This window comes from Lederbergia sp. B243.17, from assembly GCF_057657925.1.
Genome location: NZ_JBWBKF010000039.1, coordinates 78,403 through 99,879 on the forward strand (window position 1 = coordinate 78,403; position 21,477 = coordinate 99,879).

General features: G+C 40.7%; 26 protein-coding genes. 15 read left to right on the forward strand and 11 right to left on the reverse strand.

What is annotated here, in order from left to right; all coding sequences use genetic code 11:
- Nucleotides 1-103 precede the first annotated feature (103 nt).
- The 6 genes from AC0TWI_RS07615 to AC0TWI_RS07640 form a co-directional block, all read right to left on the reverse strand.
- Entirely contained in the window at nucleotides 104-763 is a 660-nt protein-coding gene (locus AC0TWI_RS07615; RefSeq protein ID WP_488125739.1) for a hypothetical protein, read from the reverse strand.
- A gap of 33 nt (nucleotides 764-796) precedes the next feature.
- The gene (locus tag AC0TWI_RS07620) at nucleotides 797-1,258 is read right to left on the reverse strand and encodes an Hsp20/alpha crystallin family protein (protein ID WP_488125740.1); all 462 of its coding nucleotides are present in this window, start codon (nucleotides 1,256-1,258) and stop codon (nucleotides 797-799) included.
- Nucleotides 1,259-1,288: 30 nt separating this feature from the next.
- Complete coding sequence (locus tag AC0TWI_RS07625) at nucleotides 1,289-1,792, reverse strand: hypothetical protein (protein ID WP_488125741.1); 504 nt, start codon at nucleotides 1,790-1,792, stop codon at nucleotides 1,289-1,291.
- Between the two features lie 22 nt (nucleotides 1,793-1,814).
- On the reverse strand, nucleotides 1,815-2,057 hold the full coding sequence (locus AC0TWI_RS07630; protein WP_488125742.1) for a spore germination protein: 243 nt from the start codon (nucleotides 2,055-2,057) through the stop codon (nucleotides 1,815-1,817).
- Nucleotides 2,058-2,093: 36 nt separating this feature from the next.
- Entirely contained in the window at nucleotides 2,094-2,336 is a 243-nt protein-coding gene (locus AC0TWI_RS07635; RefSeq protein ID WP_488125743.1) for a spore germination protein, read from the reverse strand.
- A gap of 143 nt (nucleotides 2,337-2,479) precedes the next feature.
- Nucleotides 2,480-3,061, reverse strand: a complete 582-nt coding sequence (locus AC0TWI_RS07640) for an LOG family protein (RefSeq protein WP_488125744.1) — start codon at nucleotides 3,059-3,061, stop codon at nucleotides 2,480-2,482.
- 99 nt (nucleotides 3,062-3,160) lie between these two features.
- On the opposite strand from AC0TWI_RS07640, the gene AC0TWI_RS07645 reads away from it, so the two are divergent.
- The 7 genes from AC0TWI_RS07645 to AC0TWI_RS07675 all read left to right on the forward strand — a co-directional run bounded on the left by AC0TWI_RS07645 (nucleotide 3,161) and on the right by AC0TWI_RS07675 (nucleotide 9,197).
- Nucleotides 3,161-3,481 (forward strand): MazG nucleotide pyrophosphohydrolase domain-containing protein, encoded by a 321-nt coding sequence (locus AC0TWI_RS07645; RefSeq protein WP_488125745.1) that lies wholly within the window; start codon nucleotides 3,161-3,163, stop codon nucleotides 3,479-3,481.
- A 213-nt stretch (nucleotides 3,482-3,694) separates the two neighbouring features.
- The gene (locus AC0TWI_RS07650; RefSeq protein ID WP_488125746.1) at nucleotides 3,695-4,081 is read left to right on the forward strand and encodes a BlaI/MecI/CopY family transcriptional regulator; all 387 of its coding nucleotides are present in this window, start codon (nucleotides 3,695-3,697) and stop codon (nucleotides 4,079-4,081) included.
- A gap of 8 nt (nucleotides 4,082-4,089) precedes the next feature.
- On the forward strand, nucleotides 4,090-5,871 hold the full coding sequence (locus AC0TWI_RS07655) for a BlaR1 family beta-lactam sensor/signal transducer (protein ID WP_488125798.1): 1,782 nt from the start codon (nucleotides 4,090-4,092) through the stop codon (nucleotides 5,869-5,871).
- 376 nt (nucleotides 5,872-6,247) lie between these two features.
- Complete coding sequence (bla, locus tag AC0TWI_RS07660) at nucleotides 6,248-7,144, forward strand: class A beta-lactamase (protein ID WP_488125799.1); 897 nt, start codon at nucleotides 6,248-6,250, stop codon at nucleotides 7,142-7,144.
- A gap of 170 nt (nucleotides 7,145-7,314) precedes the next feature.
- Complete coding sequence (locus tag AC0TWI_RS07665; protein ID WP_488125747.1) at nucleotides 7,315-7,773, forward strand: DUF3291 domain-containing protein; 459 nt, start codon at nucleotides 7,315-7,317, stop codon at nucleotides 7,771-7,773.
- A 430-nt stretch (nucleotides 7,774-8,203) separates the two neighbouring features.
- Nucleotides 8,204-8,542, forward strand: coding sequence for a VOC family protein (locus AC0TWI_RS07670; RefSeq protein WP_488125800.1), 339 nt, complete (start codon nucleotides 8,204-8,206; stop codon nucleotides 8,540-8,542).
- Nucleotides 8,543-8,717: 175 nt separating this feature from the next.
- Nucleotides 8,718-9,197: a DinB family protein gene (locus AC0TWI_RS07675; protein ID WP_488125748.1), complete on the forward strand. Its 480-nt coding sequence runs from the start codon at nucleotides 8,718-8,720 to the stop codon at nucleotides 9,195-9,197.
- A 280-nt stretch (nucleotides 9,198-9,477) separates the two neighbouring features.
- On the opposite strand, the gene pdxR is transcribed toward AC0TWI_RS07675, so the two are convergent.
- Complete coding sequence (gene pdxR, locus AC0TWI_RS07680) at nucleotides 9,478-10,878, reverse strand: MocR-like pyridoxine biosynthesis transcription factor PdxR (RefSeq protein ID WP_488125749.1); 1,401 nt, start codon at nucleotides 10,876-10,878, stop codon at nucleotides 9,478-9,480.
- A gap of 106 nt (nucleotides 10,879-10,984) precedes the next feature.
- Between pdxR and AC0TWI_RS07685 the strand changes: the two genes are divergently transcribed.
- Nucleotides 10,985-11,953, forward strand: a complete 969-nt coding sequence (locus AC0TWI_RS07685; RefSeq protein WP_488125750.1) for a proline dehydrogenase family protein — start codon at nucleotides 10,985-10,987, stop codon at nucleotides 11,951-11,953.
- Between the two features lie 578 nt (nucleotides 11,954-12,531).
- On the opposite strand, the gene AC0TWI_RS07690 is transcribed toward AC0TWI_RS07685, so the two are convergent.
- From AC0TWI_RS07690 to AC0TWI_RS07700, 3 genes are all read right to left on the reverse strand, one after another.
- Nucleotides 12,532-12,816, reverse strand: a complete 285-nt coding sequence (locus tag AC0TWI_RS07690) for a YesK family protein (protein ID WP_488125751.1) — start codon at nucleotides 12,814-12,816, stop codon at nucleotides 12,532-12,534.
- A gap of 307 nt (nucleotides 12,817-13,123) precedes the next feature.
- Nucleotides 13,124-13,795: a DNA alkylation repair protein gene (locus AC0TWI_RS07695; RefSeq protein ID WP_488125752.1), complete on the reverse strand. Its 672-nt coding sequence runs from the start codon at nucleotides 13,793-13,795 to the stop codon at nucleotides 13,124-13,126.
- Nucleotides 13,796-14,257 carry a DinB family protein gene (locus AC0TWI_RS07700; RefSeq protein WP_488125753.1) on the reverse strand — a complete coding sequence of 154 codons (462 nt, stop codon included), beginning with the start codon at nucleotides 14,255-14,257 and terminating at the stop codon, nucleotides 13,796-13,798.
- A gap of 229 nt (nucleotides 14,258-14,486) precedes the next feature.
- Between AC0TWI_RS07700 and AC0TWI_RS07705 the strand changes: the two genes are divergently transcribed.
- The 3 genes from AC0TWI_RS07705 to vanY all read left to right on the forward strand — a co-directional run bounded on the left by AC0TWI_RS07705 (nucleotide 14,487) and on the right by vanY (nucleotide 17,253).
- Nucleotides 14,487-15,182 carry a response regulator transcription factor gene (locus AC0TWI_RS07705; protein ID WP_488125754.1) on the forward strand — a complete coding sequence of 232 codons (696 nt, stop codon included), beginning with the start codon at nucleotides 14,487-14,489 and terminating at the stop codon, nucleotides 15,180-15,182.
- The gene (locus tag AC0TWI_RS07710) at nucleotides 15,175-16,287 is read left to right on the forward strand and encodes a sensor histidine kinase (RefSeq protein ID WP_488125755.1); all 1,113 of its coding nucleotides are present in this window, start codon (nucleotides 15,175-15,177) and stop codon (nucleotides 16,285-16,287) included. Before AC0TWI_RS07705 ends, AC0TWI_RS07710 begins: the two co-directional genes overlap by 8 nt.
- 84 nt (nucleotides 16,288-16,371) lie before the next feature.
- On the forward strand, nucleotides 16,372-17,253 hold the full coding sequence (gene vanY, locus AC0TWI_RS07715; protein ID WP_488125756.1) for a VanY-A/VanY-F/VanY-M family D-Ala-D-Ala carboxypeptidase: 882 nt from the start codon (nucleotides 16,372-16,374) through the stop codon (nucleotides 17,251-17,253).
- A 133-nt stretch (nucleotides 17,254-17,386) separates the two neighbouring features.
- Here the strand turns inward: vanY and AC0TWI_RS07720 are convergent, their stop codons facing one another.
- Nucleotides 17,387-17,920 carry a dihydrofolate reductase family protein gene (locus AC0TWI_RS07720; RefSeq protein ID WP_488125757.1) on the reverse strand — a complete coding sequence of 178 codons (534 nt, stop codon included), beginning with the start codon at nucleotides 17,918-17,920 and terminating at the stop codon, nucleotides 17,387-17,389.
- A 110-nt stretch (nucleotides 17,921-18,030) separates the two neighbouring features.
- On the opposite strand from AC0TWI_RS07720, the gene AC0TWI_RS07725 reads away from it, so the two are divergent.
- The 4 genes from AC0TWI_RS07725 (at nucleotide 18,031) to AC0TWI_RS07740 (ending at nucleotide 21,144) form a co-directional block, all read left to right on the forward strand.
- On the forward strand, nucleotides 18,031-18,987 hold the full coding sequence (locus tag AC0TWI_RS07725; protein WP_488125758.1) for a helix-turn-helix transcriptional regulator: 957 nt from the start codon (nucleotides 18,031-18,033) through the stop codon (nucleotides 18,985-18,987).
- A gap of 209 nt (nucleotides 18,988-19,196) precedes the next feature.
- Entirely contained in the window at nucleotides 19,197-19,502 is a 306-nt protein-coding gene (locus tag AC0TWI_RS07730) for a hypothetical protein (RefSeq protein ID WP_488125759.1), read from the forward strand.
- Nucleotides 19,503-19,538: 36 nt separating this feature from the next.
- Nucleotides 19,539-20,486, forward strand: a complete 948-nt coding sequence (locus AC0TWI_RS07735) for a LacI family DNA-binding transcriptional regulator (protein WP_488125760.1) — start codon at nucleotides 19,539-19,541, stop codon at nucleotides 20,484-20,486.
- A 37-nt stretch (nucleotides 20,487-20,523) separates the two neighbouring features.
- Nucleotides 20,524-21,144, forward strand: coding sequence for an HAD family hydrolase (locus AC0TWI_RS07740; protein WP_488125761.1), 621 nt, complete (start codon nucleotides 20,524-20,526; stop codon nucleotides 21,142-21,144).
- The last annotated feature ends 333 nt before the right edge of the window (nucleotides 21,145-21,477 follow it).

The following is a 21,477-nucleotide window of genomic DNA, read 5'->3' on the forward strand; positions in this document are numbered from 1 at the left end:
GGCCGCAGAATTCTTGCGATAATAAAAACAACCTTCACTCCATTTAACGGGTGAAGGATATTTTTAATTTATTTCGTTTGCAGACATACCATTTTCAAGCTCCTTAATCCTTAGATACCCCTCTATCTGCTCCCCCATTATTGTCATTACTATTGTCGATCCCATACTTTTCCTTCATCTTCTGGAACTTCTTCATTTTCTCCTGCAGCTTTTCCATTGCTTCTCCCGATATCTTTTCCGTCGCATCTCCGGATATCTCTTCGCTCGGATTCGAGCTGTTTTCAAACGTCGCGCCGATGTTCATTTGTCCGCTTAGTTCCTTGACTCCAAGTGTTCCGATATTGTTCGCCTGTTCATATTTATCAACAAATAATTTATCGACAGTAATCTCCTGAAAGAGAACAGTCTGAACGCCATCTTTCACACGGGCATCTTCATTTCTGCTGTTTATTTCGGCCGTTGTTTCATCGGCCCATTTTTCAATCTCCTCCATCTTTTTTTCTAAAGAAATCATCCGCTTATATAATTTCTGAAACGCTTCCTGAACAGGGGAAAAAGCTGTTTTTAAGGCCTCATTATAAATGGGCATCATCCGTTTTTCCAAGTCTTTGGCGTTATGCATGTTATTTAACTGGCCAAGCCGCTTTTCCAATTCCAAGACTTGTTTTATATACTCATCCAGCATGCTCATTTTTTTAAATTGGTTTTCCAACGTATCAAGCCTTTGGTAAATGGCAACGGGATCCCTGCTATTAAAAGACATCCGTTTATCACACCTTATGGTCAGAATCGGTAATCATTGAATAATAATATTTTCTTCCCTCGCAAACGTTCTCGGATAAGAAACGATTAACAGTCCATGGTGAAAACGAGCCATTACCTGTTTGCTTTTGGCGGGCTCCGGAAGGTCAATCTCTCTCCTGAATTCTCCATATAACCGCTCATTTTGAAAGGCTACTCCATTTACAACAGGGGAGTGCAGGACTCCTCTGACGGTAAGCTTATTTCCTGAAACGGATAAAAAAATATCCTCTTTCTTGGCACCTGGTATTTCCATTAAAAGAATGACTTCTTGTTCTGTTACATAAATGTCTGTTTGAGGATAGATCATCAGAGAAGGATCTTCCCTCGTGATCTCCTCTTTTACATCAGGATCCACTTCCTCGGGGGAATGCTCATCAAAAACCATTTCCCAGAACTTCCCGTTTTGGTACTCTTGGGTCACTTCCAGCCACTTTTTTAGCTTTTCAATATCCATATACTTGTTTCCCTCGCTTGATTTTTACTCTTATTCAAAGGATGGGACGGCTATTTCTGTGAACTGCGGATCGTTTCTCTTTTTCATTTTTATCTGCAAAAAGGGTTCACTGTACTGTGAAACGGTGTCCTTCATGGTCACTGTTGAAGGAAGGGGAATAACATGCCGATCTTTCCGTGCAGGAACCCCTTCTAGAATGAGTTGATTTGAATTATGGTAGATTTTTATCTGGGATAACAGGCTGCTATCAGTGAGAAGTATTTTTACATAGACATGGTCAAGGCTTTCAAAAGTCACGGCTTGTAAGGAGTCCTTAAAGGTCTCCTTTTGCTCGGTTTGTTTTTCTTCCTCTACAGGTATTTGTTCTTCATCCTCAGTATCGGAATACAGTGGATCCATCATTTTTGCATTTTTGAGAGAGGCGGAAATGGACTGATTCATCGCCTCATGAACAAATTTCTGTATATCATTATTAAAGTAATGTTGACTTAGCCATTTTGGCAGCCCGCCTTTAGAAAATGGGAATGGCAGCATATCGAGTCTCCCCTAATGTCTATTAAAATTGGTTGGCGATAGGAAGAGAAGGGTTCATGATTTGGTCTTGGTCGCTTACATCAGTATCAAAGCTGCTGTTGCCCATAAGCGACGTGGAAGGGGACAGGTCTCCCAGTGACAGATTGGCTCCGATGAATTTTGAGTTCGCAGTATGGCTGTTTTGAATGCTTCCGCCAATATCTATATTTCCATTTTGGGTGACCCCATTCGTTTTCATATTGAAGATATTAATAAAATAAGGCATGGATAAGCTCCTTTCCCTCTTTGTTTCCCGCATCGCCTATATTTGTTTGGAGTTTACGTTTGCCGGGTTTCCGATATCTCCTTGATCATTCAGATCTGGATCAATATACACAGTTTCCATTCCTGCTGTGGTCGGAGACGTATCTCCATAAGAGGAGTTGACCCCTGTTGACTTTGAATTTGCCGAATGCGAGTTGTGCAGAGTGTCACCTATATTCAAAGAACCATTATTCGAGATGCTGTTAATTTTGAGACTATATATGTTAATACTTGTGGCCATTTTCTCCCCTCCCGCCACATCGTTAATGATATATATATGCCCATGTTCTTATTTGGTTAAGGATTTAACGCTGTTAGGAAATTGCTCATAAGGAGAGGGAATACAAAAAACAGGATTAGATTGTCACTAATCCTGTTCCTTTATCAGCTTTGCGCTTTTGTAATATAGGTTTTTACTGAAGGGGGTTGATACGTATTGAATTGGTCCAATAAACCTTGTGGTTCAGTATCGACAAGAGCCATAGAACGGTATTTTTCCTGCAGAAATTGCTCTTCTGTCATGTGATTAAATAAGGAAATAAGCGGTGTGTAATAATCGTTTATATTCAATATTCCGCACGGCTTCTGATGCAATCCTAACTGAGCCCATGTAAAGACTTCAAAGAATTCCTCCAAAGTTCCTGGACCGCCGGGCAATGCAATGAACCCATCTACAAGTTCAGCCATCTTGGCCTTTCTTTCATGCATAGATTCAACGACAATAAGCTCTGACAGGTTTTTATGAGAAATTTCCCTTTCTTCAAGGAAGGTGGGCATAACGCCAATGACATGTCCGCCAGCTTCTAACACGGCATCCGCAACAGCACCCATGACTCCGACACTTGCGCCCCCATATACGAGCGAAATATCACGTTTGGCAAGTTCTTTACCCAAAGCTTTTGCACCTTGAATATAAATTTCAGATGCGCCATTACTTGATCCGCAAAATACAGCTATTCTTTTCAAGAAATCCCCTCCTATGTAAATGACCGATACTGATTATACATAATAATTGATGGTTTGGTAAACTTAGTTGAAGTAGAAAAAGGAAGGTGGAACCATCCAATGAACGTCACAGAGTTTCAACAATGGGTAAGGGACTATTACAAAATGAGAGGCTGGTCAGATTTAGATATTTTTATTCGAATCGGTTTTCTTGCTGAGGAAACAGGCGAAGTAGCAAGAGCGATCAGGGCTTTAGAAATTGGAAGGGATCGGCCTGACGAAGTATCGGGAACATGGGAAGAAAACAAGAAGGAATTAACGGAAGAACTGGGAGATGTATTAGGCAACTTGATTGTTATAGCCAATAACTATGATATTTCCTTAGAGGAGATCTTCAACTCACATAAAGAGAAGCTTGCAGAGCGTTATTCTACTAAATGAATATGGATGAGTAAACGCGTGGAAAGCGGATAGCATCGTTAAAAAATACTCCTTCTGAAAAATTTAGGGGGAGTATTTGCAGTGACTGGATCCAGAAAGATCCACCTCATGCAAAGGGGATTAATTACCATAGACTAAAGTCAGCAGCTTCTTTATGTTTTTGGACCGTCTTGCTATAATAAATACTACAGTTGTAAAAATGGGAGGGCAATCATGAAAGAGATTCCGCAAATATCAGAGGCTGAGTTTGAAGTGATGAAGGTGATATGGGATTTTGAGCCGATTTCGACTCCTGAGGTAGTGGAGAAATTATCGGATAAGAGTGATTGGAAACCGAATACCATTCACACCATGCTGGCACGCCTCGTGAAGAAAAAGGCTTTGCAGGCAAGAAAAGAGGGCCGCGTGTTTATTTATTCTTCACTTGTTGAAAAGCATGAATATGTTGAGCAGAAAAGTAAATCCTTTCTGCAGCAGTTTTTCGGCGGCACGTTAAATTCAATGGTAGTTAATTTTATTGAAAATGATAAGTTGTCGAATGAAGATATATCGGAATTAAAGAGAATATTATCGATGAGAGACAAGAAAGGTGAAAAATAATGGATACGATGTTGCTGCGGATTGTAGCTAGTACAAGCGTGGTATCCCTCCTTATCGTCATCATTCTTCTGATCAAAAAACTATTAAACAATCAAATGACGGTTAAAGCCCATTATCATATTTGGTATGTTCTTTGCATTCCGGTCATTGCTGCCTTCATACCTTGGAATTCTGTAGAAGGATTGCGCTATTTGAAAAGCATGCTTATTTTTCATCGAAATGCGACCTTGAATAGCGAAAGAGTGAATGGAGTTGCTGCCGCTCAGGTACCAAACAGCAATTTGTTACATGATTTTACGTTATCAGTAAACAGGTCGACCCCCGACTTCATCTACCATACATTGTTTACAGTTTGGGTCATTGGAGCCGTTCTATTTTTAGCGGCTGCTGTTTATTCAAACTATCAAATCCATCGGATGAAAAAGTCAGCTGCGGCTGTTCATAACCAACAGCTGCATGAATTATTAAAAACGTGCAAAGAGTTGGTTGGGGTGAAAAGAAATATAAGGCTGCGGGAGACCTCTCTTATTACCTCGCCAATCACTGTGGGGATTCTTCGACCTTATATTTTTTTACCAAGCAAAATGGGAGAAGCATTCTCACTGCATGAATACAAGTATGTGTTTTTGCACGAGCTTCACCATCATAAAAGCAAGGATCTGTTCGTGAATTACGTTATGTGGGTGTTTCGCATTCTTTATTGGTTTAACCCGTTTGTTTTGTATGCCTTAAAGAGGATTCGATCCGATCGGGAATTAGCCTGTGATGCATCCGTTTTACATCACTTGAATGAGAGCGGATATATCGAATATGGGCACACGATCATTCGGTTTGCAGATAAAAAATCTGATCGTACCGTTGACCATTTTGCTCCAGGTTTGGGCGGCACAAAAAAACAAATTACACAAAGGATCCAGTGCATTGCAAGTTTCTCTCGTGATTCTTTATTGCTGATATGGAAAAGCAAGGTCATTTGCACTGTTTTAGGAGTGATGGTGCTATTGCTTGCTCCAATTACTACCGTTATCGCCAGCCCGGATAATGTGTATCGGTTTAGCGACGATCATGCGGTCTATGAAGATCTAAGCTCCTATTTCAAGGGCTATAAAGGGAGCTTTGTTTTATATGATCCCTCTAAAAGCCAATATCAAATTTATAATCGAGAGATGAGTAAACAGAGAATTTCTCCTGATAGCACCTATAAAATCTATTCGGCTTTATTTGCATTGGAATCGAATGTGATTTCCGCGAATAACAATGAACAGGTTTGGAACGGGACCATTTCTCCCTTTTCAGAATGGAATCAAGATCAGGATTTAGCCTCTGCCTTAAGCCATTCCGTCAATTGGTATTTCCAAAATACCGATCAAGAGATAGGGAAGAAGCAGCTGCAATATTACTTTCACAAGATTAAATACGGGAATGAGGATCTTTCCGGGAATTTGGATCGTTACTGGATGGAATCTTCCTTGAAAATATCACCAATTGAACAAGTCCAATTACTACACCAATTAGTAGAAAATCAATGGGATGTTAAAACGGAAAATATCGAAACGATAAAAAAGGCCATTTTAATCGATGGCCAAAAGAATGAGCGTTTGTATGGCAAAACGGGAACCGGCATGATTAATGGAAAAAGTATAAATGGCTGGTTTGTTGGCTTTGTCGAAAAGGGAGATGATCGTTTTTATTTTGCAATCAACATTCAAAATAAGAATGGGCATGCCCAGGGAAGCAAAGCAGCGGAAATTGCTAAGCAGATTTTGCAGGATAAAAAGATCTATCAATGAATATCCCCATAAAGGATCCTGTCCTTTTGGGCCTTTTTTGGAATTAATACTACATTTGTGGTATTTGGTGTAATCAGTTCATCCTAGCGGGTGACCCCAATCTTCATGAAAGGACGGCTATCCATAAAATGTTATTGACAACTAAATACTACATATGTAGTATTTTATTTGCGGCCTAGTACTACGAGTGTAGTAATTGGTGCGGATTTGAGGAAAGGAGGAAATTCTCTCAGTTTCGGAGACAGCATGAGGTTTTGAAACCTGCTGGCTTCCAGCAGGTCGGGGCTCACTAAAACATGAGTAAATCCGCTTATTCTAATATGGGAAAGAGGTTAAGATCTTGAGAAAAATACATGATCTATTCAGTAAACATAATGTGTTAATTGCCGTGCTTCTGCTAGTGGTTGCCATTGTCCCGCTCGCCGGTTGGTCAATGAGCAGCCATCATCAGCCGGACAAGCCCGAAAAGGCAAACGGAAAAACACCAGCACCCCAAATACACCGGCAGTTTGCAAAACTTGAGAATAAATATGATGCCCGGCTCGGAGTCTATGCTATCGATACAGGGACAAATCGGAAGATCTCCTATCGGCCACAAGAACGGTTCGCTTATGCGTCTACTTACAAAGCTGTAGCTGCAGGGGCTTTGCTGCATCGTTACTCTATTGACCAGCTCGACGAACTTGTCACTTACAGCAGTGAGGATCTCGTTTCGTATTCACCCGTAACGGAGCTTCACGTAGATACCGGTATGACTCTTAGGGAAATTAGTGAGGCTGCTGTTCGATACAGCGACAACACTGCAGGAAACATTTTATTAGAAAAACTGGGTGGCCCTAAAGGATTTGAAAAAGCTCTAAAGAAAATTGGAGATAATCGTACTCAGGCGGATCGCTATGAGACGGAATTGAACTCTGCTGTTCCAGGAGATCGACGTGACACAAGCACACCAAAAGCGCTGGCTACGAGCCTTAAGGCTTTCGCAGTCAGCGACTTGCTCCCTGCTGAAAAACGTGAAATCCTAACTGATTGGATGCGAGGGAATGCCACCGGGGATGCCTTGATACGTGCAGGTGCACCAAAAGGATGGACAGTCGATGATAAGAGCGGGGCAGGAAGCTATGGAACACGAAATGACATTGCGGTAGTTTGGCCGCCGAATCGAGCACCAATTGTCATCGCCGTTTTATCCAGCCGTGATGCACAGGATGCCGATTATGACAACACGCTAATCGCAGAAGCTGCAAAAATTGCACTTAACGCTTTGAAGTGAGTCTTCTCGATGTTTGAGTATACAGGATAAACACCAGCCCTCACGTTCGTATGTGAGGGCTGGCCTTTTTGCGTCTTATTGTAAGCTGACCTAATGTTCTCTAGTGGAGAGGAAATTCGCACCCTTTTCCTGAATATATCTAATGTAAGACGATATATGGAGGGCTGTTTATGCCATTTGTTTCTATCTATACTGTTGGTAGACTAAACTTTCCCTATGACCATCCTGCCTCTCGTGAATTTTATGAAACCGGATATAAAGTAATGCGGCAGGCCCATTTATCAGGAGATCTTATAGAGGATTTTTCATCCGAAGAAGTGCCTTATTCTAAAGAAGGAAACGGCTACCCAGTCCTTACACTCACCGTTTGGAAAAGCCTTCAGTCTTTATATCGTTTTAGCTATTCAGGCAAACATAGCCAAGCGCTGCAAAATAGGAGCAAATGGATGGAGGTTAATCCTGAAAAACACTTTCCATATATTATTTGGTGGACAGAAAAGGTAAAGGATGTCTCATGGGAGGAGGCGTTCAAGAGATACGATCATTATATTCAACATGGTCCCACTCCTTTTGCATTTGATTTTAAGCACGCATTTGATAAAAATGGCGAGACGTTCTTGATTAAGTAGCGTGGATGTCTTGTTTTCATTAGGAAACAGCATTATTCTTCGTCATTCACTATACATCCTATGAAATGACAGCGAAGTAAGCGGTGGCTTGATCTTCATAAAATAGGTTGGAGTCTTTACGTATATCTTTGAAAGAGTATATGGGAATGTAGAAATTGAAGGGCGTAACTCTAAATAAGCCACTAACCTCCTTATCAAAGGGAGTATGTTGACTACGGCTTCAGCAGAAAGGCTGTTCATGGGGAAAATATTTTCCCCCTCTGGGTCTTCTTACTTCTGTAAACACAATAATTGGAATGTTATTTCCAACAGTGAACTTTGCTGATTTCGCTTACGTAAACTTAGGGATTTAAGCTGTTATTTGGGACCATATCATTATTCTCCAAAGAACCTTTAGTGCCAGAAGGAGGAAGTTGAAATGAAAAAGATTGTGGGAAAGGTAGTCGGATTCGAGTTAAATAGCCAAGAACCTGAAAAAGCAGCGGAATTTTATTATAGTGTTTTTGGCTGGGAAGTAGCTGAACCTCATTGGGATTATCGGATTGTTTCAGCAGATGGAGGCGAGATTGGCGGGATTGCGAAAGGACCGGCTGATTTTCCCCATGGTACTCGAATGCAAATCGAAGTGGAATTAATTGATGATGCGATTTCTATCGCAATAGAAAACGGAGCTATGGTCGTCAGAGACAAAATGGAATTCGATGAGTTTTACCTCGCGTATTTAGTAGACCCTACTGGAAACGGAATTGGTTTAATCCAATACAAATAAGCTTTTTATAATCGGAATGGGGAACCTTGGGAACTCCAACAAACGGGCGCTCTTCTGGGAAAGGGATTGCGCTCTTTTTATTTATTGGGGGTATTTATTTCATTATGGATAAAGGATTCTGAGGGCTTTTGGTGAAAAGTAAATATTACCTCTATATATGAAAGGAGATGCTGAGATGTTGAAGCTGTTTCAATACAACTGGCAAGTTCGAGATGATTGGTTTGCATGGTGTGAAGAGATTCCGGAAGAAGAATTATTAAAGAAACGAGTGGGCGGGGTGGGAAGTATTTTGTACACTCTTTTTCACATCGTGGATGTTGAACACAGCTGGATCTGTGGTTTGCAAGGGAAACCAATGCCTGAGATACCCCCGTTTGAGGAGTATGCCAGTTTGAAAAAGATCAAGGACTTTTCAACGCAATGCCACGAGGAGATTGAACCGTTTGTGATGGCGTGGACAAAAGAGATGGAGAATCAGATTCTTGCGGGACCCAATTCCAGTGGAAAGACAGAAGGATTTACATACGGAGAGGTAATACGCCATGTCATAGCCCATGAAATACATCATATCGGCCAGCTGTCTATATGGTCGCGTGAAATGGGAAAAACCCCTATATCTGCAAATTTGATTAGAAGAGGATTATTTGATAATTAAGTTTGGCAAGCTGGTGGAGACCGAGAAATTAAGTGCCAATAGTGTCGCCCGCAGGACAGCGATATAGTTTGTGAGAGTGAGATATACTCTGCAAGACGGCGATATATTCTGTGAGAGTGAGATATATCCTGCAGGACAGCGATATATTTTGTGGGAATGAGATGTATTCCGCTGGACGGCGATATATTCTGTGAGAGCGAGATATATCATGCGGGACCGCGATATCCTCAGCCCGACTCTAATAATAGTTATTGTTTTTAGATTAAGTAACCTCCTTTCATCAAAGGGAGTAAATTGCTTCGTGCAGCATGTGGATGCCCTCTTTGATCTCTTCATTCGTTAAATGCCCATATCCTAAAATCAACTGGTTAGGGTGTTTTCCTTTTTCAATCGTATGATTTTCTACTGGATAAATCCTAACTCCAGATTGCTCAATTTGGTTCATTGTCTCTTTTGTAAAATGAAGGTCCTCGAATTCAATGATCAGATGGAGCCCAGTCGAATTACCGGAGATGTTCACCTTATTTGAAAATGTGGATTCTAGGCACTGGGTAAGGTAATCTCTGCGGCTTTTATAAATCTTCTTCATTTTCGCTATATGCCGTTCCAAATGGCCTTCTTTAATAAAGTTTGCAAGGACAAGCTGATCCAACGAAGGGGTATGAAGATCGGTAAACCACTTTAGATTCCGGCATTTTTCAATAAGATGAAAAGGAAGGACTACATATCCCATTCTGAGTGCAGGTGAAAGAATTTTGCTGAATGAACCGATGTAAAGCACCCGTTCCGGCTCCAAGCCCTGTAATGAACTTACTGGTGGCCCTTCATAGCGGAACTCACTGTCATAATCATCTTCAACGACATAACAGTCTGCATGCCTTGAGTAATGAATTAGTTCGATCCGCCGTTGGATCGGCAGAATCCCTCCTATCGGAAACTGGTGGGAGGGTGTAACAAAGACGAACTTCGGTTTTTCATCCAATGGCAGCAAAGACGTTTTCATCCCCAACTCATCAACGGGTACAGGGGTAATCTGTGCACCAGTTGCTTTGAAAATCGTTTGAATATCCAGGGTAATGGGATCTTCCATAATCACCGTATCACCTGGGTGCAGAAGCAGTTTAGAAACAAGGACCATTGCCTGAGTGGCGCCGGAAGTGATGACGATTTGATCAGGATGACACTCAACGCCTCGTGTTTTAAACAAATATTGTGATAAAATCTGCCGTAATTCCGGACGGCCTTCGGGATGGTCGTAGCCGAATGTTGAGGAAGACGTGTCATTCCAAACGGCAGAAGCTAGCCTGGCCCAGGTCTTACGCGGGAACAAGTCCAAAGCTGGGATACCCGAGCGAAAGCTGATGAAACTATTATCTTTTTCACTTTTTACATCCCAGTCCAAAGGGGAAGAAGGCCCCATTTTATGTTGTTCCAAAAAAGCCCCTGCAGCCACAAATGTCCCGGCCCCTCTTTGAGAAACTAGAAAACCTTCAGCCATAAGTTGATCATAAGCTTCTAAAATGACATTCCTGGACACTTTCAATTCAGAGGAGAGTGCACGGGTGGATGGGAGTTTTTCGTTCGATTTTAACTGGCCATTCAATATTTGCTCCCGGATTTGCTGATAGACTTGTTTGATTAAAGGCAGGTCTTTCGATCGGTCAATGGGAATCCAAAGCATCGTTTCATCTTCTCCTTTAACAAGTGGTACCCTCAATTTTCATAATAAGTGGTACTGATTGAAACTATTTTACCATGATAAAGTGGGTTTAAAGAGAAAAGGGGAGATGAAAACCGTGAAGAAAGCTGAAATTCAAGTCGCTCAGGCACTAAAATCGATTTCGCGTAATCAGCAAATTAAATCCTATATCCAACAATCCAAAGAACTCTACCCATTACTGTTAAAGGCAGCGAAACGATTTGTTGCGGGGGATAAGAGACAGGATGGAATTGAGATTGCAACCGGACTCCTTGCAAAAGGATATGATATTTCCCTTGAATACATCGGAGAAAATACAGCCAGCATAGAGGAATGCAAAAATGCCAAAGACGAGTTTTTGCTGCTCATCGAAGATATGGCAGCGAGATCCATGAATCAAACTGTTTCGCTGGACCTTTCCCATATCGGATTGGCTGTAGATTTGGAAACCGCCAATCGCCATTTGCTTGAGATAGCGAAGAAAGCAAAGCAGCACGGAATCACCGTGATGGTCAGTATGGAAGAGTCATCAAAAACGGATGCCATTCTTGACCTATATAAAAATGTTACGAAGCAGTACCCAAACGTAGGCATTACGCTACAGGCCCACTTACACCGATCAGGCAAGGATCTTCAGGAACTCCTCAATTATCCTGGGCGAATCCGGATTGTCAAAGGTGCTTATCAAGAAGCTGAAGAGATTGCCATGCCCAGGTCCAGTGAATTAAACAACCGGTACCTCACTCTTGTGGAACGAGCAATAAAGGCGAACCACCCTGTATCCATAGCCACACATGATGAAACCCTTATACAAGAAATGGACCACCGGCAGCTTCATAGCCATTCTCAGGTGGAAATCGAAATGCTTTACGGGGTGCGTCCAGATTTGATAAAGGAGTTAAAAGCCAAAGGTTTCAATACCAAAGTATATCTGACATACGGGCAAGAATGGTACTTGTATTTATGTCACCGCATCGCTGAGAACCCAGAAAATTTGTATGAGGCGGTAACAGATATGATTCATCCAACCTTGTCAGATAGAGACTGTTCTTATTAACTCCATTGCCCTATCGGTGGACACGATCTGCCGATAGGGTTTTTTGTATACGATATAAACCTATGCATAATACCCCTAATAGAAAAAAATGGTTGATCCCTTATTATATTTTTCCTTGATAGGATGATAAATTTATTGGAAGGAACCTTTATTTATTGTATTGGCATGAGACTTCAAACCTCCACAGGAATTTGAAAAGGCCTTATGCTGTTTCTGCACAAATGGGAAATCTCTCTATATTGATAAAGGGATTTCCCACAGTAAAAGGTCTTTGATCTTTATTTCTCCTTACCAAAAAATTGCTTCAAACCAAAAGAGCAATGCAAGAAAAGACAAACTAAGGATTGTCAGTATGAATGAGATAGTGGAAAACCTTCCTCTTTCTTTGTTGAACACTTCTAACATACCGAGGATTAATGAAATGGGTACCAGGAGCAGAGTTATTTTAAAAATAGGATCAAGTAATGGAGACCTTGTCAGCAAAATGCAAAAACAGACAATAGACAGTGAGAGTAAAACACTGACGATAAAAAATAGGCAACTTATCCACTGATAGGCTTTACTCATTTGATCCTCCTCTATTTTTTTGAAGGGGAAAAAGGAGATATATTAATAAGAAATGTCCCTGTAACTGCACCTGATGCGATCGCGATTGCAAAAAAAGCATTCCCCATAATAACCCAACCATCTCGTATGAAAAAGATCTGTAATGGCGTAAGTACCCCCAAAACCACTATAACGACTATTGCAGGAGTAAAATACTTTATTTGTGCAACCTCATTTTTTTGCAACATGTAGGATAAAAAAGAAAAGATGACGAGTGAGATCAATCCAGCAATAAGGAAAACATGCATACCGTTCAAAAGATCCCCCCTCGATATGGATAGTAATGTCCATTATACAATAAGAATGAGGAATAAAAAGGTAATTTTGGGATTATTCCTAATCCTTTCCTACATTGTATGCTTCTTTTGCAAGATATTTGATACGGTTGTTAGACTAAAAACTGTCGCCATGAAGAACGCCCCAAAAGCTGACTCTCACTTTTGGGGCATAAGTGATGGCAGATGGATCGCTCTGGTTTATGTACGATATTCATTGTCCCGGCAGTTTTGGTGTCTAATCCTATCGATTCACCCTTACATCAAGTTCTCCGGTAGCTTCAAGGGATTAAGACATCCTTTTTAACGCTTCCCTTTTGCTAAGTGAAGGCAACGGAGTTCTGTCAACAAAATCCAGTACAGATTGCGCATTTGTCTTAGCATACTCTCTAAGCGCCCATCCTATCGCTTTCTGGATGAAAAACTCATCTGATTCAATACATTGGGTAATGTAATCATAGAGCAGTTCTTCATCCGTCCGTCCCTTATATTTTAATTGAAATAGAATAGCGGTTCTTTGCAGCCATATGTTTTTTGACTCCATCCATTTGCCCGTAATGGATTTTTTGTTTTCCGGATATTGTTGAAAATAATGACCTGCGTGCTTGGAGGCAATCCAATCTACGGTGTCCCACCAAGGTTTCTGAAGGACGAGATGTTCGAGGAGTTCAATGTCACCCTCGTTGAACCTTTTTATTTTGCGGTCCAGCAATTCCAAGGCAATGCCTTGATAATCCCTTTCTGGAAGGTCCCAAAGCTCATAGATAATATCATGAAAGCTTTCCTCAGGAGGGAGGCCATGGACTTTGATTAAAGATTTCACCAGTTCCTTTCTGACAGGTGCTCTTAGCCCAAGAAACTCAAATTGGTTGCGCATATACTTTTTCATTTTTAAGGCTTCACTTTTATTCGCATGTTCGTTTGCCAGCTCATGTATCAACTGCGTATATTTATGATTCATTTATTCACCTTTATCTAGCTGAAGTTGGATTTGCTGGAGATGATGAGAGTCATGTTCAATAAAAATCCTGACAAAGCTTTCTGTAGAAAATTCATCAGGTTCATTTTCAATCGTAAACCTGATGCTATCGTCGATTTTTGCTATGCTCTCAATGAATTGTTTTCGTGATTCCGCAAAAGCATCGATCAGCGATGCCACTGAATCAAAGGTTTCTATGTAGCATACCGCCTCTTTATTATGTGCATCATGGTCGGGGAATGGGGGCAGAACAGCTCCGTTAGACATAAAAGGAACCATCGTTTCCAAGTTGAATATATCCCAATACAATAAATGGCCGACGATTTCCCGTATCGACCACTTCCCAGTGGAAATAGGCTCAAGAAGTACGGAATCAGGATCGTTTTTTAGCATGATAATGTCCTCGATTGTATTTTCCAACTGAGCAATCGAATCTTTGTTCAAGTTCATCCCTCCAAAAACATATTATTCATTTCATCATACCGAAACAAAAAGGGGAGTTCAAGAACGTATATTCGTATTTTGGATTGGGTATGTTCTGCAAGATTTTTTTACATTCTACCAATTCATTGCCATGGATGGTACGATCATAAGGGGAGCACTCTGCCTTTTTAGACTGTGCTGAAGGACAGAATTGGATATGTGATTGATAACGTTACAGGAAGTGACATAGATGAAACAGCTTTCGATTTTAATAGCGGATGATGAAGAAGAGATAGCGGATCTGGTTGCCATCCATCTGGAAAAAGAAGGATATCATGTTATTAAAGCGTCGAATGGACAAGAAGCCATTCAGGCAATCCGGGCTCAAACGATTGATTTGCTGATTTTGGACATCATGATGCCGGTTATAGATGGATATGAAGTCACCCGTCAAATTCGCGAACAATACAATATGCCGATCATTTTTCTAAGTGCCAAGACATCTGATTTTGATAAAGTACATGGCCTTGTGATCGGGGCAGATGATTATATTACGAAACCATTCACCCCGATTGAATTGGTTGCTAGGGTAAATGCTCAATTGCGGCGGTTTATCAAGTTGAATCAGCCTATCAGTGAACATAAACCGTTCATTGAATGTGGAGAACTGAGGATTTCTCCTGATGAGCGATCCGTTACCCTGTATGGGGAAAATATCGAGCTCACGCCTAAAGAATTTGATATTTTGTATTTACTGGCCAGGCATCCAAAGAAGGTATACAGTGTGGAGCATATTTTCCAGCAAGTGTGGGACGATGCATACTTTGAAAGCGGAAATACTGTTATGGTCCATATTCGGACATTACGAAAAAAGCTCAAGGAAGATACACGGAAAAATAAATTCATCAAAACGGTATGGGGCATAGGGTATACATTCAATGGGTAAGATGCTGCGAAGTTTCCGTTCCAAGATGATTTTATTTTTCGGTTTGAGTATGCTGCTGTCTGGTGCCATCACCTATCTAATCTTTAAAGGTCTTCAATGGTATTATCGCACAAATGCACTTTATGGGGATTCTTTGGCTCGATTGCGCAGCTTCATCCGCGATATCGGTGACATTAATTTCTTTTTGATTTTATTTATTCCTCTTTCCATTTTGTTCTTTTATTTGTTCACTCAACGTTATACGACCTATTTCAAAGAAATTTCAAACGGAATCCATTTTCTTGCTCGCGGTGAGTTTACCCATCGGGTTGATCTCCGTTCCAATGATGAATTTAGAGATATTGCGTTGGATATTAATCTTGCATCCGAAAAGCTGCAGCAAGCGATTGAGAGAGAAACCCTTTCTGAAAGCAGCAAAAATCAGTTGGTCGTGAATTTGGCACATGATCTCCGTACACCGCTAACCTCCGTTTTAGGCTACTTGGATCTCATTCTTAAAGATGAGAATTTATCGGAAGAACAGGTCCGAAATTACTTAATGATCGCTTTCAGCAAATCACAACGTTTGGACAGACTGATTGATGAGTTATTCGAGGTCACACGAATGAATTATGGCAGCCTGCCGATTAAAAAAACGCCTATTAATCTAAGTGATCTTCTTCATCAATTGAAGGAAGAATTGTATCCTGTCTTCGAGAAAAATGGTTTAATCGCTAGAACGAATGTAGCTTCCCAGTTACCGATAATGGGTGACGGAGAGTTGCTGGCACGGGTGTTTGAAAATCTCCTTACGAATGCGAACCGATATGGATACGATGGAAAATTTGTAGATATTAACGGCTTTATCGATTCTGGAAAAGTGGTTGTGCAGGTTGTCAATTATGGCGATCCTATCCCTCAGAATGAACTTCCTCATTTGTTTGAGATGTTTTATATGGGTGATAAAGCACGAACACATCAAGAAGGAGGAACAGGAATCGGCTTGTTCATTGCCAAAAATCTTGTCGAGCAGCATGAAGGTACGATTACTGTTGACAGCAGTATCATCCGTACCGTTTTTGAGGTTCGTTTCCCGGAAAATCAGCAGAATAATGATCTAATTTAAGAAATATTTAATATTTACCCCACTCTTTATTTAAACAGTTTCCTCTACACTCTTAGTAGAGAAGAGGAAGGGGGAAACGGAAAAGTGAAGAAGTGGGGCTTATTTTTAATTGTTGTTTGCATCGGAATCATATTCATAATGACGAAACCTTTTTCGGAACCAAAAGTGAAGATACAAAACCATAATCAACATATAGGCAAGGCACATGGGGAGAGAGCATCCAAGCAGATTGAAATTGCAGAAAACCAAGCTTATCAAGGAGATCTGCTTTTGATCAATAGTACATACCCTGTTCAGGAAGAAAGCATCAAAAAGGATATCGTAAATCTTTCTGCGAATGGTAAATTGATCAATGGATATGGGGTATTCGGTGAGAATGTTTATTTATCGGAGGAAATAGCCCATCGATTTTCAGAAATGATGACGGCCGCTTCAAAAGATGGTGTTAATAATTTCTCCATTACGAGCGGATTCCGGGATTTTGATCAACAAAGTGAGCTTTATGAAGAAATGGGGTCGGATTTTGCTTTGCCTGCAGGGTATAGTGAGCATAATACGGGTTTATCGCTTGATGTCGGTTCCACTCAAACGAGGATGGCCGACGCGCCTGAAGGAAAGTGGCTGCAGCAGAATGCGTGGAAGTATGGCTTTATTTTGCGCTATCCAAAGGACAAAACGGAGATCACGGGAATCCAGTATGAGCCGTGGCATATCCGCTATGTTGGCTTGCCCCACAGTGCTATTATGAAGGAAAAAAACTTGGCGCTTGAAGAATACACTGATTACATAAGAGAAGAAAAATCTATTTCTGCCCGTGTAGGCGGAAACCAATATGAAATCTATTATTACCCCATTGCCGAAAATACGGAAATCCAAGTGCCGGCCGATCTTCATTATGATTTATCAGGCAACAATATTGATGGAGTCGTTGTGACAGTCTCTCTTGATCAGCCGGCAGAAACATAAGGCAGGATACCAGCAGAAAAGGTATCTGAAAAAATGGCAAGAGCGGCTCCTGATCCTTTAACGATTAAGGGGACGCTCTTTTCTCATTCCCTCAGTGGATGAATTGGATGCGAACGAAAAACAGCTCGCCTTTTTACCTTTGTATTTTATAATGCAATTCAATAAATTGATTAAATCTCTTCGTCCCTTTCAAGGAAAGCTTTAATTGGTGATTTCCTTCTTTAAATAAAGGGATTCCGCTACCGATTATCGTTGGTGCAAGGGTTATGATATACTCATCAATCAAATCCTCTTGAATAAATGAGTGTAACAATTCACCTCCACCGACTAGCCAAATGTTCGTACCGGCTTTGTTTTTTAGTTGATTAACAAAACTGCTCATATCAGGATTAACAAATTTCACGTTCTCTGTATCCTTATAAGATGATCTTGTAAACACATAGCATTCCTTATTTTTATACGGGAACTCCTCATGTTCTTGTTTCATTATCCAATCGTACGTTTTTTTACCCATTAAAACAGTATCAACGGTATCATAAAACTCCGAAAATCCATTATCTCCTTCACCCTCGACTTCAAATAACCATTCAAGAGACTCATCTTTTGCAGCAATGTATCCGTCTAAACTCGCCGCAATAAACAATACGACATTTCGATCTTGACTCATGATTGATTTATCTCCTTTCCTTCGCTTAAAAAAAATTATAAGGTTAAAACATGACACCTTTTGTCATGTTAATAAATTTCATTGCTATTTTCACCAGGGGGGTTGATCGTATGAGAGCGGATCGATTGATGAATATAATGATCTTGTTGCAGAACAGAGGTAAAATGACGGCAAAAGAATTAGCAAGTGAACTGGAAGTATCGGATAGAACGATTCTTAGAGATATGGATGCATTAACGAATGCAGGGATTCCCGTAATATCTGAAAGGGGGAAGGAAGGCGGGTGGCGTCTACTAGATAATTTTCGGAGTAAATTAAGTGGATTACATATAGACGACATGAAATCTTTATTTCTTTTCCCCTCTGGAGAATTACTGGAGGATTTAGGTTTGAAAAACCAGCCGCTTGATACGAGGCAAAAGTTACTTGCAGCAATCCCAACTATTTATCGGGAAGAAGCACAAGCGATCTGGGAGAGAATCCATATAGATTCTGGCACATGGAGACCATCCAAAGAAAAAACGAGTGCTCTTAAAATTGTACAACAAGCAGTTCAGGAAAATAAAAAGCTGACAATCCACTATGAACAGGCAGACGGCGAGCAAAAGGAAAGGCTAGTTGAACCATTGGGCTTGGTGGCAAAAGGGAATAAGTGGTATCTTGTGGTCGCAAGAAATGGAGAGCTTCGGAATTATCGAGTATCACGTATACTCAAGGCAGAGCTTGAAAACGACACTTTTCGAAGACCGCCTCATTTCAATTTGGCGGCATATTGGGAACAATCAAAAGTAGAGTTTGTACAGAACTTACCGAAGTATGAGGTCCAGGTAGAAATACATCCAGACATTATGAAAAGAATTCATTTTTCCGGTAAGTTCGTCAAAGTGATAAAAACTGATAATCCAAATGGAAACCAGTGGATCCCAGCAACTTTAGAATTTAATGACAAGCAAGAGGCTATTGAGTTTATATTGGGATTCGCAAACAAAATAAAAGTGATTTCACCAAGAGATGTTCCAGATAAAGTAGTATCGTTAGCCAGATCGGTTATTGATTTTTACAATTAGTTCTACGAAAGGGTATGCAGTTTTCATCAAATCAATCGGAGCATCCATCAATAGATGATAAAAAGTGTATATCGAAATAGCAGGTGCAGAAGTGTGGCCAATATGCTGCTGGTTTTAAAAAAATTGTTTCATTTTCCCCCTTGACTTGAAATGCATTTCACAATTTACAGTGATGATGAGCCGATTTTCAACAAAGGGGAGGAGAAAATATGAACGCAAAATTGATGCTTCAACAAGATGAAAAAGCGTTATCCACTCTCACTGGATTAATTGAAAGCTTTAATGGAACACAGAATTTCTTCTTTGGTGATTTGTATTTAACGAATAAAAGATTATATATAGTCAGCGATAAACTGATCAATCTCGAGGAATCTTGGTGGTTTGAAGGAGAAATGAGCGGAGCTGAGCACGCCACCTTCATTGTGGGAGAACACAGAATTACGATAAGATGGACGTACAAAGGAAACCTTCCTGCCTTTAAGAAGGCATTTCATAAATTGTGTGTAAGTGCATAGCTGTCATTGATTTACAAACTAAGCAGGAGTGCTGGTATGACGAATATTAAAGATATAGCGAGAGTAGCAGGTGTTTCTGTCTCGACTGTTTCCAGAGTTCTCAATCATTATAAGTATGTTGCTGAAGACAAAAGAGAAGCGGTCTTAAAAGCGATTGAAGAGATGAATTATACGCCGAACAAAAATGCGATTGATTTAGTTCGGGGAGAAACGAAAACAATCGGGGTGATTCTTCCCTACAACAACAACCCGGCATTCGATCAAATATTAAACGGGATTCTCAATAAGGCATTGGAAAATAATTATTTGGTAACGGTTCTTCCATCAACATACAAGAAAGAAAAAGAACTGGAATACCTGCAAAAATTAAAGAGCAAGCTGTTTGACGGTATTATCATTACCTCAAGAGCGAATGATTGGGAGGTCATCACTCCATACAGCGAATATGGTCCAATCATCTCCTGTGAATATACCGAACATATAGAAATTGGCTGTGCCTATGTAGACCGGTATTCCTCTTTTCTCGATGCCTTTCAGTTATTAAAAAACAAAGGGCATCGTGCCGCAGCTTTCACAACCGCGAGGCTAAAAAGCAGGAGTACGAAACAAACGATCGCTGCGTATCAGGAGATTTTTGGTGATCTGCCTCCTGGCTACCATATATCCGATTGCCATTGCTTTGAAGATGGATACGAGGCCGCAAAGCAATTCCTGGAGCTTCCGGAAAAACCGACAGCCATTTATGCGAATGGAGATGAAGTGGCGGGAGGCATCTATTTATATGCAAAGTCGCTGCAAATGAATATTCCAGCTGATTTAGCGATAATTGGCCAGGAAAATCAACCAGTCGGCCTCGGGTTGGGACTGTCGACAGTGGATCACCAGCTGACGAAAATCGGTGAACAAGCTTGCAGCCTGGTGATCGGGAAATCGAGAGAAAAAGTGAAAATCCCATACCGCATTGTGGAGCGGGATTCTGTCTGATGCTCCAAAAAATGCAGAACATGAGGAGGAATCGTTGATGTATACTACGCTGATATTCGATGTGGATGGAACCATTCTTGATACGGAAGAAGCGATTTTAAAGTCATTGCAACAAACGCTTAAACGAGAGGCAAACCTTGTATACGAAAAAGAAGAATTGACGTTTGCTTTGGGCATTCCAGGAAAAGATGCATTGGAAAGACTGAATGTGAGGGACAGTGAGCGAATTCTATCCATATGGTCTAATGTGATGCTTTCCTTTATGGAAGACATTAAAGTATTTGAACAAATGGAAGACGTCTTTGAACAATTGGCATCTAAACAAATCAAGCTTGGAATCGTTACTTCCAAAACAGATCAAGAAATGAAAGATGAATTCGACTGTTATGGTTTAAATCATTATTTTTCCGAAGCGATAACAGCCTCACATACTGAAAACCATAAACCGCATCCAGAACCCCTCTTAACCTGTTTGGAAAACTTAGCTGTCAATAAAAAAACCGCTATTTACATCGGTGATTCGATATATGATTTGGAATGCGCCAAAAGTGCTGGGGTTCCCTTTGCACTCGCTTTGTGGGGAAGCAAAACGCAAGAAGGTTTTGAAGAAGCGGATTACATCTTAACGGAGCCAAAGGACGTTCTGAAGCTGATTTAGAAGTGTGAGGGGAAGGCAGGTTGTCATGAAAAAAGCATGACACAGTGGAAAGTAAGAGGGGGTTCCTCTCACTTTCTTGCTTTTATTCAAAACTCAGCCAGCCTTCCTCATAATATGCATATATGACCCCGTTAGGCAGTTCGACAATCCTATTTGAGCTGGCCTTGTTCCTAACAATTCTAGCTGTATAACCCCAAATAAAGCTACTCCCCAGCAAATTCAAATTCATCTGGTCAACCCAACACACGAACAAATTTGACAATATTCAAAATAATGGTTGCGCTTTATTTTGAAATCGTTTATGATTTTTGCATACAGGTTAAAGACATGTAT

Coding starts and splice junctions, on each gene's coding strand:
- AC0TWI_RS07665 (WP_488125747.1), top strand. CDS start 7,315: ATGCCATTTGTTTCTATCTATACTGTTGGTAGACTAAACTTTCCCTAT.
- AC0TWI_RS07675 (WP_488125748.1), top strand. CDS start 8,718: ATGTTGAAGCTGTTTCAATACAACTGGCAAGTTCGAGATGATTGGTTT.
- AC0TWI_RS07615 (WP_488125739.1), bottom strand. CDS start 763: ATGTCTTTTAATAGCAGGGATCCCGTTGCCATTTACCAAAGGCTTGAT.
- AC0TWI_RS07625 (WP_488125741.1), bottom strand. CDS start 1,792: ATGCTGCCATTCCCATTTTCTAAAGGCGGGCTGCCAAAATGGCTAAGT.
- AC0TWI_RS07630 (WP_488125742.1), bottom strand. CDS start 2,057: ATGCCTTATTTTATTAATATCTTCAATATGAAAACGAATGGGGTCACC.
- pdxR (WP_488125749.1), bottom strand. CDS start 10,878: ATGCTTTGGATTCCCATTGACCGATCGAAAGACCTGCCTTTAATCAAA.
- AC0TWI_RS07650 (WP_488125746.1), top strand. CDS start 3,695: ATGAAAGAGATTCCGCAAATATCAGAGGCTGAGTTTGAAGTGATGAAG.
- AC0TWI_RS07740 (WP_488125761.1), top strand. CDS start 20,524: ATGTATACTACGCTGATATTCGATGTGGATGGAACCATTCTTGATACG.
- AC0TWI_RS07685 (WP_488125750.1), top strand. CDS start 10,985: ATGAAAACCGTGAAGAAAGCTGAAATTCAAGTCGCTCAGGCACTAAAA.
- AC0TWI_RS07695 (WP_488125752.1), bottom strand. CDS start 13,795: ATGAATCATAAATATACGCAGTTGATACATGAGCTGGCAAACGAACAT.
- AC0TWI_RS07720 (WP_488125757.1), bottom strand. CDS start 17,920: ATGAGTCAAGATCGAAATGTCGTATTGTTTATTGCGGCGAGTTTAGAC.
- AC0TWI_RS07635 (WP_488125743.1), bottom strand. CDS start 2,336: ATGGCCACAAGTATTAACATATATAGTCTCAAAATTAACAGCATCTCG.
- AC0TWI_RS07705 (WP_488125754.1), top strand. CDS start 14,487: ATGAAACAGCTTTCGATTTTAATAGCGGATGATGAAGAAGAGATAGCG.
- AC0TWI_RS07735 (WP_488125760.1), top strand. CDS start 19,539: ATGACGAATATTAAAGATATAGCGAGAGTAGCAGGTGTTTCTGTCTCG.
- AC0TWI_RS07645 (WP_488125745.1), top strand. CDS start 3,161: ATGAACGTCACAGAGTTTCAACAATGGGTAAGGGACTATTACAAAATG.
- AC0TWI_RS07725 (WP_488125758.1), top strand. CDS start 18,031: ATGAGAGCGGATCGATTGATGAATATAATGATCTTGTTGCAGAACAGA.
- AC0TWI_RS07620 (WP_488125740.1), bottom strand. CDS start 1,258: ATGGATATTGAAAAGCTAAAAAAGTGGCTGGAAGTGACCCAAGAGTAC.
- AC0TWI_RS07710 (WP_488125755.1), top strand. CDS start 15,175: ATGGGTAAGATGCTGCGAAGTTTCCGTTCCAAGATGATTTTATTTTTC.
- AC0TWI_RS07655 (WP_488125798.1), top strand. CDS start 4,090: ATGTTGCTGCGGATTGTAGCTAGTACAAGCGTGGTATCCCTCCTTATC.
- AC0TWI_RS07730 (WP_488125759.1), top strand. CDS start 19,197: ATGAACGCAAAATTGATGCTTCAACAAGATGAAAAAGCGTTATCCACT.